The organism is Qipengyuania sp. B-5 (genome assembly GCF_056857815.1).
This window is the reverse complement of sequence record NZ_JBSXNU010000047.1, coordinates 92573-107926: the sequence shown is the minus strand read 5'-3', so window position 1 is coordinate 107926 and position 15354 is coordinate 92573. Positions and strand designations below refer to the sequence as shown.

16 protein-coding genes are annotated in these 15354 nt (G+C 62.0%); 5 read left to right on the top strand and 11 right to left on the bottom strand.

The genetic code is table 11. The features are described 5' to 3' along the window. Positions 1-44: 44 nt before the first annotated feature. Genes sdhA through sdhC form a run of 3 tightly spaced genes read right to left on the bottom strand, consistent with a single transcriptional unit; the run spans position 45 to position 2661 of the window. A complete protein-coding gene (sdhA, locus tag AC13CE_RS09080) occupies positions 45-1886 on the bottom strand; it encodes a succinate dehydrogenase flavoprotein subunit (protein WP_221541175.1) in 1842 nt (613 codons plus the stop codon). Beyond that, positions 1886-2272, bottom strand: a complete 387-nt coding sequence (gene sdhD, locus AC13CE_RS09075) for a succinate dehydrogenase, hydrophobic membrane anchor protein (RefSeq protein WP_221541174.1) — start codon at positions 2270-2272, stop codon at positions 1886-1888. The genes sdhA and sdhD overlap by 1 nt, the downstream gene beginning before the upstream one ends. Before the next feature lie 8 nt (positions 2273-2280). Next, a complete protein-coding gene (gene sdhC / locus AC13CE_RS09070) occupies positions 2281-2661 on the bottom strand; it encodes a succinate dehydrogenase, cytochrome b556 subunit (RefSeq protein WP_160726327.1) in 381 nt (126 codons plus the stop codon). A gap of 110 nt (positions 2662-2771) precedes the next feature. On the opposite strand from sdhC, the gene AC13CE_RS09065 reads away from it, so the two are divergent. The 4 genes from AC13CE_RS09065 to AC13CE_RS09050 are packed head-to-tail and all read left to right on the top strand — an operon-like array spanning position 2772 to position 5956. Further along, on the top strand, positions 2772-3482 hold the full coding sequence (locus tag AC13CE_RS09065) for an SDR family NAD(P)-dependent oxidoreductase (protein WP_221541173.1): 711 nt from the start codon (positions 2772-2774) through the stop codon (positions 3480-3482). Beyond that, positions 3472-4377, top strand: coding sequence for a subclass B3 metallo-beta-lactamase (gene bla / locus AC13CE_RS09060; RefSeq protein WP_221541172.1), 906 nt, complete (start codon positions 3472-3474; stop codon positions 4375-4377). Before AC13CE_RS09065 ends, bla begins: the two co-directional genes overlap by 11 nt. Further along, on the top strand, positions 4377-5279 hold the full coding sequence (locus tag AC13CE_RS09055; protein ID WP_221541171.1) for a 50S ribosomal protein L11 methyltransferase: 903 nt from the start codon (positions 4377-4379) through the stop codon (positions 5277-5279). Before bla ends, AC13CE_RS09055 begins: the two co-directional genes overlap by 1 nt. After that, positions 5252-5956 carry a DUF2459 domain-containing protein gene (locus AC13CE_RS09050; RefSeq protein WP_345719481.1) on the top strand — a complete coding sequence of 235 codons (705 nt, stop codon included), beginning with the start codon at positions 5252-5254 and terminating at the stop codon, positions 5954-5956. Before AC13CE_RS09055 ends, AC13CE_RS09050 begins: the two co-directional genes overlap by 28 nt. On the opposite strand, the gene AC13CE_RS09045 is transcribed toward AC13CE_RS09050, so the two are convergent. The 3 genes from AC13CE_RS09045 to ligA are packed head-to-tail and all read right to left on the bottom strand — an operon-like array spanning position 5953 to position 9360. Further along, positions 5953-7062, bottom strand: coding sequence for a serine hydrolase (locus AC13CE_RS09045; RefSeq protein ID WP_482972180.1), 1110 nt, complete (start codon positions 7060-7062; stop codon positions 5953-5955). The two genes, AC13CE_RS09050 and AC13CE_RS09045, sit on opposite strands and share 4 nt — an antisense overlap. A 44-nt stretch (positions 7063-7106) precedes the next feature. Then, on the bottom strand, positions 7107-7283 hold the full coding sequence (locus AC13CE_RS09040) for a glycine zipper domain-containing protein (RefSeq protein WP_482972179.1): 177 nt from the start codon (positions 7281-7283) through the stop codon (positions 7107-7109). Between the two features lie 4 nt (positions 7284-7287). Beyond that, positions 7288-9360, bottom strand: a complete 2073-nt coding sequence (gene ligA / locus AC13CE_RS09035; RefSeq protein ID WP_221541168.1) for an NAD-dependent DNA ligase LigA — start codon at positions 9358-9360, stop codon at positions 7288-7290. Positions 9361-9451: 91 nt separating this feature from the next. Here ligA and AC13CE_RS09030 point away from each other — a divergent pair, with 91 nt between their 5' ends. Further along, positions 9452-9943, top strand: a complete 492-nt coding sequence (locus tag AC13CE_RS09030) for a DUF2165 domain-containing protein (protein ID WP_221541167.1) — start codon at positions 9452-9454, stop codon at positions 9941-9943. On the opposite strand, the gene recN is transcribed toward AC13CE_RS09030, so the two are convergent. The 5 genes from recN to proB all read right to left on the bottom strand — a co-directional run bounded on the left by recN (position 9940) and on the right by proB (position 15280). Beyond that, positions 9940-11604 carry a DNA repair protein RecN gene (gene recN / locus AC13CE_RS09025; protein ID WP_482972178.1) on the bottom strand — a complete coding sequence of 555 codons (1665 nt, stop codon included), beginning with the start codon at positions 11602-11604 and terminating at the stop codon, positions 9940-9942. The genes AC13CE_RS09030 and recN overlap by 4 nt on opposite strands. Before the next feature lie 54 nt (positions 11605-11658). Next, positions 11659-12681, bottom strand: a complete 1023-nt coding sequence (locus AC13CE_RS09020; protein ID WP_473820555.1) for a TerC family protein — start codon at positions 12679-12681, stop codon at positions 11659-11661. A 174-nt stretch (positions 12682-12855) separates the two neighbouring features. Continuing rightward, positions 12856-13029 carry a DUF465 domain-containing protein gene (locus AC13CE_RS09015; RefSeq protein ID WP_221541165.1) on the bottom strand — a complete coding sequence of 58 codons (174 nt, stop codon included), beginning with the start codon at positions 13027-13029 and terminating at the stop codon, positions 12856-12858. Positions 13030-13263: 234 nt separating this feature from the next. After that, a complete protein-coding gene (locus AC13CE_RS09010; RefSeq protein ID WP_221541164.1) occupies positions 13264-14064 on the bottom strand; it encodes an outer membrane protein assembly factor BamD in 801 nt (266 codons plus the stop codon). A 67-nt stretch (positions 14065-14131) separates the two neighbouring features. After that, on the bottom strand, positions 14132-15280 hold the full coding sequence (proB, locus tag AC13CE_RS09005) for a glutamate 5-kinase (RefSeq protein ID WP_482972177.1): 1149 nt from the start codon (positions 15278-15280) through the stop codon (positions 14132-14134). Between the last annotated feature and the right edge of the window lie 74 nt (positions 15281-15354).

Genomic DNA, 15354 nt, shown 5'->3' with positions numbered 1-15354 from the left:
CGCGAAATCCAGTCCGCGAATTTTCGGCAAAGCGGACGTTCGCGTCAATACACCCGCTTCTTCGGCTCGATGTACTTCACATCGTCGGTCAACGTGTACTCGTGCACCGGGCGATAGTCGATTTTCACATCGCCACCATTGCCGCCCCAGCCATCGAACCAGGCGATGGTGTGCTTCATCCATTCGGCGTCGTTGCGATCGGGGAAGTCTTCGTGCGCGTGCGCGCCGCGGCTTTCCTTGCGGTTTTCAGCCGAGGCGATGGTGACGTTGGCTTGCGCCATGAGGTTGTCGAGCTCGAGAGTTTCGATGAGGTCGCTGTTCCAGATCAGCGAGCGGTCGAAGACCTTGATGTCCTCCATCCGCTTGTTGACGTTCTTCAGCACTTCGACGCCTTCGGAAAGCAGCTTGCTGTCACGGAAGACAGCGGCGTGCTTCTGCATGCCTTTCTGCATTTCGGCGCGAACCTCTGCCGTGGGCGAGTCGCCGTCGGCGTAGCGGAAATGGTCGAGACGCGAGAGCGCCATTTCCTCGCTGCCCTTCGGCAATTCGTCGTGGCTTGTGCCGGGCGTGATCAGTTCCTTCAGGCGGTGACCCGTAGCGCGGCCGAACACCACGAGATCGATCAGCGAGTTTGAGCCCAGGCGGTTTGCACCGTGGACCGAAACGCAGGCCGCTTCGCCCACGGCGAACAGGCCGGGGACGACCTTTTCCGGATCGCTCGGGTCGCCCGCCATGACTTCGCCATGGAAGTTACAGGGGATGCCGCCCATGTTGTAATGCACTGTCGGGGTCACCGGCAGTGGCTGCTTCGTCAGGTCGACACCGGCAAAGATCTTGCCGCTTTCGGTGATGCCCGGGAGACGTTCTCCCAGCACCTTCGGATCGATATGGTCGAGGTGGAGATAGATGTGGTCTCCATCCGGACCGACACCGCGGCCTTCGCGCATTTCGAGCGCCATCGAGCGGCTTACGACATCGCGGCTGGCCAGGTCCTTCGCGGAAGGCGCATAGCGTTCCATGAACCGCTCGCCTTCGGAATTGGTCAAGTAACCACCCTCGCCGCGCGCGCCTTCGGTAATGAGCACGCCCGCGCCATAGATACCGGTCGGGTGGAACTGGACGAATTCCATGTCCTGCAGCGGCAGGCCAGCACGCAGCACCATACCGCCACCGTCGCCGGTGCAGGTGTGGGCACTGGTCGCCGTGAAATAGCAGCGGCCGTAGCCACCGGTCGCAAGTACCACGGCTTTGGCGCGGAAGCGGTGGATCGTCCCGTCGTCGAGGCACATCGCCATGACGCCGCGGCATACCTTGCCGTTCGGGCCATCTTCCATGATGAGGTCGAGCGCGAAATATTCGATGAAGAAGTCTGCGGCATACTTCAGGCTCTGCTGGTAGAGCGCGTGGAGCATCGCATGACCGGTACGGTCGGCCGCGGCGCAGGTGCGTTGCACCGGCGGGCCTTCACCCATGTTCTGCATGTGCCCGCCGAACGGGCGCTGGTAGATTGTGCCGTTGTCATTGCGGCTGAACGGCACGCCGGCGTGTTCCAGCTCGTAAACCGCCTGCGGTGCCTCGCGCACCATGTATTCGATCGCGTCCTGGTCACCGAGCCAGTCGGAGCCCTTCACGGTATCGTACATGTGCCAAGACCAGTGGTCGGGCGTGTTGTTGCCCAAGCTGGCCGCGATGCCGCCCTGAGCCGCAACCGTGTGCGACCGGGTCGGGAAGACCTTGGTGATGCAGGCAGTCTTGAGGCCCGCTTCCGCGCTGCCCATAGTCGCGCGCAGGCCGGAACCGCCCGCGCCCACCACGACGGTGTCATAGGTATGGTCGACGATAGGGTAGCTGCGACCGCCGATTTCGAAAGTGTCGGTGCGGGCCATCAGGCGGCTCCTCCGAGGGCGATACGGGCGATGGAGACAAGTCCGAAAGCCGCGCCGCCGATGGTTGCAAGATTGAGAAGGGCGAGCGTGCCGAACCTCGTGCCGGAATCGTGGACATAATCCTCGATCAGCACCTGCAGGCCAAGACGCGCGTGCCAGAACACGCTTACGATCAACAGCGCCAGTGCGGTCGCCGGGAGCGTCTGCGAGGCCCAGCCGCTGACCGTACCGTAATCGTAAGAAGGCAAGAGCGCGAGGCTGACCGCGAGAAACAGCATCAGCACGAGATTGCCGACGGCAGTGAAACGCTGCACCAGCCAGTGATGCACGCCTTCATGCGCCGGGCCAAGCCCGCGCACGCGTCCGATGGGGGTTCCGTCACTCATGGATGAACTCACTTGAGAAGGATCACCGCCCAGAAGGCGGCGGTTAGAAGAATGCCGAGGACCGGCGCAACGACCGAAAAGGTCTTGTTGGTGGTCAGTTCGTAACCGGCGCCGATGTCCATCACGAAGTGGCGCAGCCCGGTCATCATATGGCTGAAGAACGCCCAGCTAAGCCCGACCAGCACGATCATGCCGATGGGAGAGCCCATTATCTCGACGAAGGTGGCGTAGCTTTCCGCTCCGCCTGCCATTGCGCCAAGCCACCAGAGCAGTACCGCAAGGCCGACCAATGCCAAGCCGTCTCCGGTTACACGGTGGAGAATGGATGCAGCCATGTGCGGGCCCCATTTCCAGATTTGCAGGTGCGGTGAAAGCGGGCGGTTTGCCATGGATATTGCGTCCGTTGCGTAAATTTCGTTGCGCCTCCTTAGCGAAGCTGTCGCCACAGGCAAGGCGCGCGGCCTCGACATTTGCCGCAAAGTTTCGAATAGCATGATGCATGACATGCATTCTACTTACCGGCGCATCGCGCGGGATTGGCGCAGCAACGCGCACAGCACTGGAAGCGCGCGGCGCCAAGGTTATCGGGCAATCCACCTCGGGCGAAGGCTCTGGACTCCTTCCTGCCGATTTTCGCGATCCCCAGGCACCGCGGGCTTTATGGGATTCTGCGCTCAACCAGGCCGGGGGCAAGATCGACGTACTGGTGAACAACGCGGGGTTGTTTAATCCCAACCCCATAGAGCGCTCGGACATCGAATGGCTCGATGCTTGGGAGGATACAATGCGGATCAACCTGACCGCATCCGCCCAGCTCAGCCGCTATGCCGTCAACCATTGGCGCGAAACCGGCCGTTCCGGACGCATCGTCCACGTGGCGAGTCGTGCCGGGCATCGCGGCGACTCGCCGGCGCACTGGCACTATGCTGCGAGCAAGGGAGGGATGCTGGCCATGCACAAGAGCATTGCGCGCGCCTATGCGGGCGAGAATATCTACAGCTTCGCGATCACGCCCGGCTTCACCGACACGGCAATGGCGGGCGATTACCTCGATAGCCGCGGCGGGCCGGGATTGCTCGCCGATATTCCGCTCGGCCGTGTTGCCGAGCCCGAAGAAATTGCCCGCATCGTCGAATTCTGCGCGCTCGACGCACCGCCGAGCATGACCGGCACCACCATCGACGCCAATGGAGCCAGCTATGTCCGTTAGAACGATTTCCCTCGCCGCCGCAGCGCTTGTACTTACGAACTGCGCTCCGCCGATACAGATACCCGATCCCCTCCCGCCACAGGAACAGGTTACCCCGCAACAATGGGCAGCAAGCTGTTCGGAATGGGACGATTGGGACAAGCCTGCCCCGCCGTATCGTATCCACGGATCGACCTACTACGTCGGGACCTGTGGGATTTCGGCGATACTGATTACCGGGGACGCAGGGCATATTCTCATCGACAGCGGAACTGAAGCCGGAGCCGAGGTCGTCATGGACAATGTCCAGAAGCTGGGATTCCGGCTGAACGAGATTGCCAGCATCCTCCACAGTCACGAACATTTCGATCATGTCGGGGGCCATGCCAAGCTCAGGCAGGCAAGCGGCGCGCATGTCGTTGCATCGCGCGAAGCGGTCGATGTCTTGCGAACCGGAGAAGATCATCCCCAAGATCCGCAATTCGGTCTGCACGAGCCGATGGCCCCGGTCCAGGTCGACGTGATTGTCGGGAATGGCGGCACGGTACAGACCGAAACCGCAACCGTGACCGCGATATCCACCCCCGGCCATTCGCCGGGCGCCCTCAGCTGGACATGGCAGTCCTGCGAAACCTCGGGGGACTGCCGGCAGATCGTCTATGCAGACTCGCTTTCGCCCATTTCCAGCGACGATTACCGTTTTTCTGATCACCCTGCCTATCTGGACGCATTTCGCGAAGGGTTGGACAGACTGGCGACGACACCGTGCGACATTCTTCTCACGCCTCACCCGTCCGCCAGCGAAATGGTGCGACGCGCGGCCTCTGGATCGCTTGTCGGAGGCCCTTCCTGCGCAGATTACGCTGCTTCGATCGGCACGCGGCTTGACGAACGGCTTGCGAAAGAAAACCCCTGATGAGCGCATGGAAGCTGTCGGTCCAGGGCACGAAGCAGGTCATTCATTCCGCCTTGCTTGCGCATGACGAGGCATGGGATTTTCCCGAAGAGCTTGTGGTTTCGGGGCGCGAGATTGCCGAGGACAGACCGGAAGAGTGGATTCTGGAAGTATGGCTGGATCACAAGCCGACGGCGGCCGACAGGAACGCCGTCGCAGCGCTTTTTGCAGATGGGACACCCCAGTTCCGAGCAGAGAAATTGCCGGATGAAGACTGGGTAACGCTGAGCCAGCACGGTATCGAGCCGATCCGTGCAGGCCGCTTCCACGTCCGCACACCTGCATATCCGGCAGACGACAGCCTCACCGATTTCGTCATTCCCGCCAGTCAGGCCTTCGGGACCGGCCAACATGAAACGACCGCGGCCTGCCTCGCCATGCTCGACCGGATGAAGCGCGACGGACTCGTCGTTCGAAATCACGCCGACATCGGCACCGGCACCGGCCTGCTCTCCTTTGCCGCCATGCATCTCTGGCCGCATGCGAAGGCCACCGCGACCGATATCGACGCTGTCTGCGCCGGGGTTGTCGAGGACAACAGTGCGCTCAATGCTATTCCCTCGGGATCAGGGCCTGGCGCACTCACGATGATAATCGCTCCGGGAACAGACCACCCGCTGATCGGGGCCCGCGGCCCTTACGACCTTCTCATCGCCAATATTCTTGCCGGTCCGCTTGTGGAGCTGGCACCCGATTTTGCTGAAGTTGTGATTCCCGGCGGCAGCCTGCTGCTCGCGGGACTGCTCGAAAAGCAGGAGGTGGAAGTTCGCGCGGCCTATCGGCAACAGGGTTTCCGTCTTGCGCGGCAGATCACCAACGGCGACTGGTCGATCCTGTGGCTGCGCAAGAGCCGCATACGGTGAAGCACCGGCGTGCTTTCCGGTGGATAGGAGGCATTCTCGCCAGCCTGTTTGCCATTGCCGCGCTGTTCTTCCTCTCCGCCTGGATCGGCAGTTCCATCCCGCGCAATGCCGATTGGACCGAGCCCGAGCAGGGCATCGAAATCATGGTCGGCGACAACGGCATCCACACCGAAATCGTGATGCCGCTGGTCTCGCAAGTGAAGGATTGGCGCACGGCCTTTCCGGCCAGCGACCTACCCGATCCCTCACGGCCCTACACCCATGTCGCGGTTAGCTGGGGCGAGCGCGAAGTGTTTCTGAATACCCCCACCTGGGGCGATCTCAGCCTTCCGACCGCGCTCAATGCGGCTACCGGCGGAGACGGCCTGCTCCATGCTGCCCATTATGTGCGCCCCGCCCCCGGCGCTTCGAACCGCCCCTTGCGAATTACCGAGACGGAGTATGCGCGTCTCGTGGCAGCAATCGAGCGGCAGATACCCGTGTCCCCGACCCGCGAGGTCTATCGCGGCTATGCCAGCTACGATGTCTTCTACGACGCTCCTGGGACCTATCATCTGGGAAACACCTGCAACCAGTGGGTGAGCAATGTTTTGGCCGAAGCGGGAGTGAAAACCGGCTGGTGGACACCGCTACCCGGCGGCGTGATGAAATGGATCGAAAAGCCGCTCGCGAATTAGGCTTCGGTTATCGAGCGCGCTTCATGATGGCGCACGACCGCGCGCGTGACTTCCTGCATCATCGCCATCCGTTCCGCATAGGACGCGCGCGTCTGACCGATCAGCACGACCAGCGAATATTGCGTTCCGTCAGGGGCAGTCAGTATGCCGACATCGTTGTAACCCGATTGCACGCCGTCGAAAAACTGGCCGGTCCCGGTCTTGTGGCCGAATGTCCAACCGCCCGGAACTCCACCCTTCAAACGGCGCGGCCCGCTGCGGGTTTCCTGCATGGTGGAATAGACCAGCCCGGTCGATTTCGCGGAAAGCAGGTCGCCACGTGCCAAGCGGGCCAGCGCTCTGGCTATGCCACCGGCGCTTGCTCCATCCATGGGATCGGCAAGATAGGCTTCGAAGGCGCGCCTGCGATCCTGTTCGGGCACAGCATCACGCGCATCGTAAAAGGCTCGGTCGAGGGCATAGGCCTGGTTCCATTCAAGCCCGGCAATCTTGCTTTGCTTGGTGCGTTCGTCGGTTCCGAATTGCACTCCATGGATCCGGTTGCGGCGCAGGAATGCCTCGACCGCTGGCGGCCCGCCTATACGGCGCAGGATACGGTCATTAGCCGTGTTGTCGCTTTCGGTGATCGCGCGGTGGATCAGGTCCGCGTAATCGGTTGTAAATGAACCGCGCGCCCTGACGATATTGCGGATGGGCTGGTGGAAGACCGTCAGATCCCCGGCACGGAGCGTGACGGACTCGGTAAGGTCGAGCGCGCCTTGATCCGCCAGATCCAGGGCGGTCAGCGTAACCCATAGCTTGCTGACACTCTGCTGCGGAAAGGGTGTTTTCCCTTTAAAGGACATGGTTGCAAGACTGTCGGCCTCGCTCACGGCAATGCCGACCTTTCCTGCGAAGCTTTCGCCAATCGCGCGAAGTTCGGCTTCGAGCTGCTTCTGCGCGGCAGTCAATTCCGGCTCGGGGGGAGGCGTCTCCTTCTGTTCGGCGAGCAACACGCGCTTCTGATAGTCCTGCGGCGATTCACCCGGCGTGCTGACGGCTGTCGCCAGCGCGAGAAACGCACCCACGATCAGGACGGTAAAGACTAGGACAGGAGAGCGCCTCACAAGGCCCCAACGACCAGTAAAACAATGGTTTCCGACAAATTATTCTAGTCCTTGCTGTCGGGCTCGGAGCCCTCGTCTTCGTCGTCGTCGCTCCGGGAAGCAGTGACACTGAAAGCCGCACCCAAGGCGACACCCAGCGCCATGCCGAGGGCAATCGAATCGAAAACCACCCAGAACATCACACCGAAGACAAGCCCAAGTGAGATACCTTGTGCGTTCATCCTGTCACCCCGCCGCGGCCACGATTTCCGCCCAGCCCGCCTCGTCGATCACTTCGATGCCAAGCTCTGCCGCCTTCTTGAGCTTGCTACCCGCGCCCGGCCCCGCGACGAGCAGGTCGGTCTTCGCACTGACAGAGCCGCTGGCCTTGGCGCCCAGTCGTTCGGCCTGCGCCTTAGCTTCGTCACGGCTCATGGTCTCCAGCTTGCCGGTGAACACCACCGTTTTGCCGCTGACGGGGCTTTCCCTTGTCTCCACCACATATGGCGGGGGCGAGACTTCGGAGAGGATATCGTCCCACACCTGCTTGTTGTGATCTTCGTGGAAGAAATCACCCAGCGCCTCGACGACTGCGCCGCCGATGCCGTCGATCGAGATCAGTGACGCCGCAGCCTCCTCGTCACCCGCCCGCGCCGCTTCCGCGGCTTCGCGCAAGGCCGGCAGCGTATGGAAGTTCTTCATGAGGTCCCGTGCGGTTACTGTACCGACGTGGCGAATGCCGAGGCCGAAGAGCAACCGCGCAGCATCGGGCTCACGCCGCGCTTCTATGCTATCCACAAGGTTGTCCACAGACCGCTCCTTCCACCCGTCGAGTGCCAGAATGGCGTCACGGCGCTGGTGGAGGCGGAAGATATCGGCAGGGCTTTCCAGCCATCCGAGCGCGAAAAACTGGTCGATCGTCTTCTCGCCCAGGCCGTCTATATCGAGCGCACCGCGACTGACGAAATGTTTAAGCCTTTCCGTACGTTGAGCAGGACATATGAGACCGCCTGTGCAGCGCACATCGACCTCGCCCTCTTCCGCCACGGCCTCGCTGCCGCATTCCGGGCAATGATCGGGGAAGTTGAACGGCTCTCTTTCGGCCTCGCGAGTGAGGTTATCCACAAGCTGTGGAATAACGTCACCCGCACGCTGGACCACCACCCGGTCGCCCGGGCGCACGCCGAGCCGCGCGATCTCGTCACGATTGTGTAGCGTGACATTGGTCACAGTCACCCCGCCCACCAGCACAGGCGCCAGACGCCCCACCGGGGTGAGCTTGCCTGTCCGCCCGACCTGGATATCGATCGCCTCCAGCGTCGTCTCGGCCTGCTCCGCGGGAAATTTGTGCGCCAGCGCCCAGCGCGGCGCCTTGGCGACGAAGCCGAGGCGCTGCTGCCAGTCGAGCCGGTCAACCTTGTAGACGACACCGTCGATTTCATACGGAAGATCAGGTCGTTCTGCCGCAATCTTATCGTAATGGGCGAGCATTCCGTCGATGTCATGCACGCGCGCGAACAGCGGCGACACCGGAACGCCCCAGCTTTCAATCCTGCGCACCATTTCTTCCTGTGTCGCCCCTGGCACCTCGCTTGCAGCACCCCAGCCATGCGCCCAGAATTTGAGCGGACGCTTTGCCGTCACGCTGGCATCCTTCTGGCGCAGCGAGCCTGCGGCGGCGTTACGGGGATTGGCAAAGAGCTTGCCTCCCGCCTCCTCCTGCGCAGCATTAAGCGCGAGAAAGTCCGCCTTGGACATATAGACCTCGCCGCGGATCTCGAAGACATCCGGCACATCGCCGTCGAGCTGCTGCGGAATGTCGGCAATATGCGCGACATTGGGCGTTACATCCTCGCCGACCTGCCCATCCCCGCGCGTGGCTGCACGGACCAGCCTGCCGCCCTCGTAGCGGAGCGAGCAGGATAGCCCGTCGATCTTGTCCTCGGCGGTGATCGCCACCCGCTCGCTGTCATCCAGCGCAAGAAACCGCCGCACGCGCGCCACCCATTCCTCGACCTCCTCCGCAGAGAAGGCATTGTCGAGGCTCATCATGCGAACCTCGTGGCGAACCTTGGACAGCGGCGAGGCGGCGATTTCGTGCCCCACCACTTTCGAAGGCGAATCCGCGCGAACCAGATGCGGGAAAGCCGCCTCCAGCTCCGCATTGCGCCGCACCAGAGCGTCGAACTCGGGGTCGGTGATCTCGGGCGCGTCCTTGGCGTGATAAAGCTTGTTGTGCTTCGCGATCTCACGCGCGAGCCGCATCAGCTCATTGGCTGCATCGGCTTCGGTGATGTCCACAGGCTTGCTCGCGGGCATTTGGTCGATTCCCCTTTCCCTCGCTATGCATGAGCCAGCGCAACGGGAAAAGTGCCGCAAACGGGTCGTAGTTCAACCGGTGGGGGAAACCATGATCGACCGTGCATTAAAACCGCTGTTTGTCGCCATTTTCGGCCTGATGGCACTGCTATACGTGATCCATAACATCATCAATCTCGACGCTGCCTACGGCGCAGTCGGCTATGTCCTCGGACTTGAGAACAATGCCGTTTTCACGAACAGCCTCCTGCCCGCAATCGACACCGGCGCTGTTCCGATCTTCGCCTGGATCATCTTCCTGTTCGAGATCGCGACCGGCCTGATTTGCCTGTGGGGTGCATGGAAACTCTGGAGCGCACGCGGCAGCGACGCGGAAGGATTCGAAGGCGCCAAAGGCATGGCGAAACTGGGGCTCGGCCTTGGAGTGGTCACCTGGTTCGGCCTTTTCGGCACCTTTGGCGGTGCTGGCTACCAGATGTGGCAACACGAAATCGGTGCAGGCTCAATGGGCGATGCCTTCAAATTCAGCGTCTGGGCATTGCTGGTGCTGCTATATGTCGGGCAGAGGGAGAGCGCGACCTAAACCCCCTCCAGCAACCGATCAGCCTGCGCCCTCGCCTCTGGCGTAACTTCTGCGCCGCTCAGCATACGCGCGATCTCTTCCTGGCGCCCCGCATCATCCAGCAACGCAACGCTTGTGCGCGTGACGGTGCCGTCGGAGGTCTTGGCAATCATGTAATGTGTGCGGCCGCGCGCGGCAACCTGCGGGCTGTGCGTCACGGCGAGAAGCTGACCGCCCGAGGCCAGTCTTGCGAGCCGCTCGCCGATGGCGCTCGCCACCGCACCGCCCACGCCGCGGTCGATCTCGTCGAAGATCACCGTCGCCGCCCCGCCCTGCTCTGCAAGCGCGACTTTCAGTGCGAGGATGAAGCGCGAAAGTTCGCCGCCGCTGGCGATCTTGTTGAGCGGCGCAAAATCCGCCCCTGGGTTGGTGGCGATGAGGAATTCCACGCTGTCCATACCGTGCGGCCCCCAGCGTTCCTGGGGCAGTTCGGCCACCGCCGTCCTGAAGCGTGCCGCATCGAGCTTGAGCGGGGCAAGTTCGCGCGCCACCGCTTCGTCGAGCCGCAATGCCGCCGCCACGCGGTTGGCATGGAGGACCTGGGCCTCTGTGCGATAGCGCTTGCCCGCCTCCGCCGCCGCTGCTTCCAGCGCATCAAGCTCGGCTTCCCCGCCTTCGATGGAATCGAGCTGGCCGCGCATCCTGCGCATGACTTCGGGCAGTTCGTCCACTTCGCAGCGGTGCTTGCGGGCCAAGGCGCGCAGTTCGAACAGGCGGGTCTCGGCCTCCTCCAGCGCCGCTGGATCATGCACCAGAGCTTCGGCCGCAGCTTGCAGCTTTTCTTCCGCCTCGCCCGCCTCGATCACAGCACGGTCGAGCGCGCCGAGCGCTTCGGCAAGCAGGGCGTGTTCGGGCGCTATCCGGTCAAGTTTGCGCGCCGCCACCCGCAGTGACGCAAGCGGCGATTCCGAACCTTCCCAAAGATGCCGAAGCTCCTCGAGATCGCCCGCCAGCCGCTCGCCCTTCTGCATATCGGCACGCGTTTCGGCGAGGCGTGCCTCCTCGCCAGCCTGCGGTTCGAGCGTGGTCAGTTCGGCCAGATGCGCCAGCAGCAGATCCTGATCGAGCTTGGCCTGTTCCAGCGCCCCGCGAGCTTCGGCGAGCTGGCTTTCGGTGGCGCGCCATTTCGACCACGCCTGCTCCACGCGCGCCGTTTCCGCCCCGGCAAACCGGTCGAGTAAGGCACGGTGGCCGCGCGGATTGACCAGCCCGCGATCGTCATGCTGTCCGTGGAGTTCCACCAAAGCACCGGCGATGTCGCGCAGCAGGGCCACGCCAACGCTCTGGTCGTTGATGAAAGCCTTGCTGCCACCATCCGCCTTCAGCTGGCGCCGGATGATCAGCGGTTCGCCCTTTTCGATCTCGATATCTGCATCGTCGAGCGTTTCTGCGATGGCATCGGGCAAAGAAGCGAATTCGAAACTGGCCGAAACGCTCGCCTTGTCCTCGCCCGCGCGGACCAGCCCGCTATCGGCGCGATTGCCCAGCACCAGACCCAGCGAATCGAGCAGGATCGACTTGCCCGCCCCGGTTTCGCCGGTCAGCACCCCAAGCCCGCGCCCGAAATCGAGATCGAGCGCCTCGATCAACACGATATTGCGGATGGAGAGGCGGGTCAGCATTTCCGGCATTTCCTAGCCTAGCCGCACCCGCCCGTCATCCTTTCCCGTGCAGTTTCAAACAGGCGGGCGCTCTACCCCTTCCGCCGGTTCGGCAGGCCAGTCTTCCTCTTCCCCGGTCCCTGTCTTCCACAAGGAGTAAAGAACGCCCGCAGCAATCAGCGCAAAGGTGACACCAAGGCTGATCCACGCCGGGAATTTCTCGCCGCCCAGCAGGAAGTCGGCGACAAAGATTTTAGACCCGATGAATACCAGCACCGCTGCCAGCGCATATTTGAGGTAGTGGAAGCGGTGCACCATCGCAGCGAGCGCAAAGTAGAGCGCGCGCAGGCCGAGGATGGCGAAGATGTTTGATGTGTAGACGATGAAGGTATCGGTCGTGATGGCGAAGATCGCCGGCACGCTGTCGACCGCGAAAACGAGGTCGGCGAGATTGATGACCACCAGCGCCAGGAACAGGGGAGTTGCCGCGCGCACCATCTTGCCGGTCTTCTCATCCGGGACCTTCACGAAGAAATGCTGCGCATGCAGTTCCTTCGTCACGCGCATGTGACTGCTGATCCACCTTACCACCGGATTGTTGCCGACATCCATCGGCTCGTCCCCGGCGAAGAACATCTTGATCCCGGTCACGATCAGGAAGGCGGCAAAGAGGTAGAGCACCCAATAGGCCTCGGCCAGCAAGGCCGCGCCGCCCGCAATCATCAGTCCGCGCAGGACGATCACCGCCATGATACCCCACAGCAGCGCGCGGTACTGATATTTGGCGGGGATGGCGAAATAGGTGAAGATCAGGCTGATCACGAAGACATTGTCGATCGACAGCGCCTTTTCGATGAAGAAGCCGGTGTAATATTGCATCCCGGCATCCGGCCCGCGCTCGAACCAGACCCACGCGCCGAACAGCATGGCGACGCCGATATAGAAGGCCGACAGCTTGAGGCTCTCGGATATGCCGAGTTCCTTGTCCTCCTTATGGAGCACGCCGAGATCGAATGCGGTCAGGATGATGACGATGGCCAGGAAGGCGGCCCAGAACCACACGGGGGTCCCGAGCCAGTCCTGCGTGAGGAATTCGATCATACTACATTACCCTTGGAAGCTGGCATCGGGCGGAAGCATGGTGCACCCGGAAAAGACAATTCCGGCAGGCGGCATCGACCACCCCGATCCTTGATTGGAAATGCGGCGATGGGCAGCCGCCGCCTGCGCTATGGGGAACTTGCGCGGCGACGGCCCCCGTGGCCTGCCGTGTCAGGCAGGTTTGCCGTGTTTCGCAAGTCGATGAAGCGCTTCTTTGACACGCAGCTTCATATGTTTCAGGCGGGATATCTCGCCGGGATCGGGCAGCATCTTGCGCAACTCCATGCGCAGCCGCTCGTCGATCCGTTGGTGAATCTGCGTCAGTCTGAAGGTTCGGGCCGTCATTTTCGGTCTCCATGATCGAGATGAAATCGATCGGACAACCGATGGGCCATCAGGCTGGGAGGGGAGGAAGAGGGGCCTGCCAGCACGCATCGGTTGTCCGATGCGGTCCGACATCACGTGAGCTGGAAAGCGCACGCCAGAGGGGCCCGGTCCGCATTTCCTAAATGCGCCAGGATCACTCCGGTTTCAAGTCTTGGCGAGGAATTTTTTGACGGCGGGACCGCCCTACGTGACCTAGCTTGCTGCCACGCCAGCAGCGTGGTCCTCGATCAGTTCGTAAGCTTTCTCGTACCATTCGTTGCCGGGATAGTTTGCGCCCAACACGGCAGCGTATTTCACGGCTTCGGGGCGGATACCCAGCGCCAGGCTGCTTTCCACGAGGCGATAAAGAGCCTCGGGCGCATGGCTGGTGGTCTGGTATGTATCGATCACGTTCTGGAAACGGATCTGCGCGGCAATCCACTTGCCCGACCGCTGGTAGTAACGCCCGATCTCCATTTCCTTGCCCGCGAGGTGATCTTCGACGAGATCGATCTTGAGACGGGCATCCGAAGCATATTCGGTCTGCGGGAAACGGCGATTGACTTCACGCAGTGCAGTCAGCGCCTGCTCGGTCACTTTCTGGTCGCGATGGACGTCGCTGATCTGCTCGTAATAGCTGAGCGCGATAAGGTAATAGGCGTAAGGCGCGTCCTGGTTGCCGGGATGGATCGAGAGAAAACGTTGCGCCGAAGCGGTCGCCTTGTTGTAATCGGCGGCGACATAATAGCTGAATGCGCTCATCAGCTGCGCGCGGCGCGCCCAGGGCGAATAGGGATGCTGACGCTCGACTTCGTCGAACAGGGCAGCCGCCAGTTGCGGCCTTCCGCGATCCAGCTGCCGCTTCGCTTCCGAATACAGCGTTTCCACATCGCGCGCGACATAGGCGGTATCTTCCGGCTGATTGGTCCCGCCGCCGCAAGCGGCAGTGAATGCAGTGGCTGCGGCGAGTGCACCGAGGGCGAGCGTGCGGCTGATACGCGAATGGGTCGTCATAGGGCCGAGCCTATAGCCACGGCTCCGCTGAACGCCAAGTGAAGTTGTGCCCGCTTTCCCCGCCGGTTCATAACTCGTTGATCGTCTCGGGGGCGTCCCACAGGAGATGACGCGTCTCCAGCAGGACGAGATTGTTGCTGCGGACGATTTCCCCACGGGTCTTGTAGCCAAGCAACTGCTCCGCTTCCGTATCCGGATTATGGGTCAGGACGCGCAGTTCTTCAGAGGTGAAATCGGACAGGCCGCGAGCGCGCTCGATCCCCTTGCTGTCGTAAATGTGGAGGACATCACCGCGGGTGAAATCCCCATCCATCGAAATTATGTCGCCCCGGCGGATCGGCCGCTTGCCCTCGGCGAGGGCGTCCGCCACCGCTTCCGCGACGACAAGGCTGCCTGCCATTTGCAGGCGGTTGGCAATCCAGCTGTCCCAGCCCGATAGGGGATTGGGATGTGGCAGGACCTTGGTGGCCCGGCGCCTTCCATCAAGCACGGTCGATAGCGGACGATCGACCTCCCCCTGCGCGATCCAGGTGGTGACGCCGGCTTCCTGCGCCATGTTGGCGGCCTGAAGCTTGGTTTCCATCCCGCCCGTGCCCAGCGTGCTCTTGCCCTTGGTCGCCGCCATAAAGGGGGCCACCTCGGTCACTTCGGGGATGAACTTGGCTTCGGGGTCATCGGGATTGCGGTCGTAAAGGCCGTCGACACCGGTCAGGATGATGAGGTCCGTCGCGCCGACCATCTGGGCGACTTTGGCAGCCAGTCGATCGTTATCGCCGACGCGGATTTCCTCCGTAGTAATCGTGTCGTTTTCGTTCACGATCGGCATCACGTTGGCTTCGAGCAGACGGTGAACGGTGTTGCGTGTGTTGAGGAAGCGGCGGTGATCCTCGAAATCGCCGAGGGTCAGCAAGACCTGCGCAATTTCGAAGCCGAATTCGTGGCCTACCTGCTTGTAAGCATTGAGCAACAGCGGCATCCCGCAGGCAGCGGCCGCCTGCTTGTCGGATATTCCTGCGCTTTCGGGCGTTTCCCCGATAATGCGCAGGCCGAGCGCGACCGATCCGGACGAACACAGGATCACGTCATTTCCCTGCGCGCGCAAATTCGCAACGTCTTCGAGGAGGCGCTGGAGGAAACCGTAACGCGGAGTCAGCATTTCCTGGTTGGCGAGGAGCGCCGAACCGATTTTGACAACAATATTACGTTTCTGGGTCATATAATGAAAATGTGCCTACCTTGAAATTTCTGCTATACTACGTAGATAGAGATGGTGCAGTGCACAACCGGATT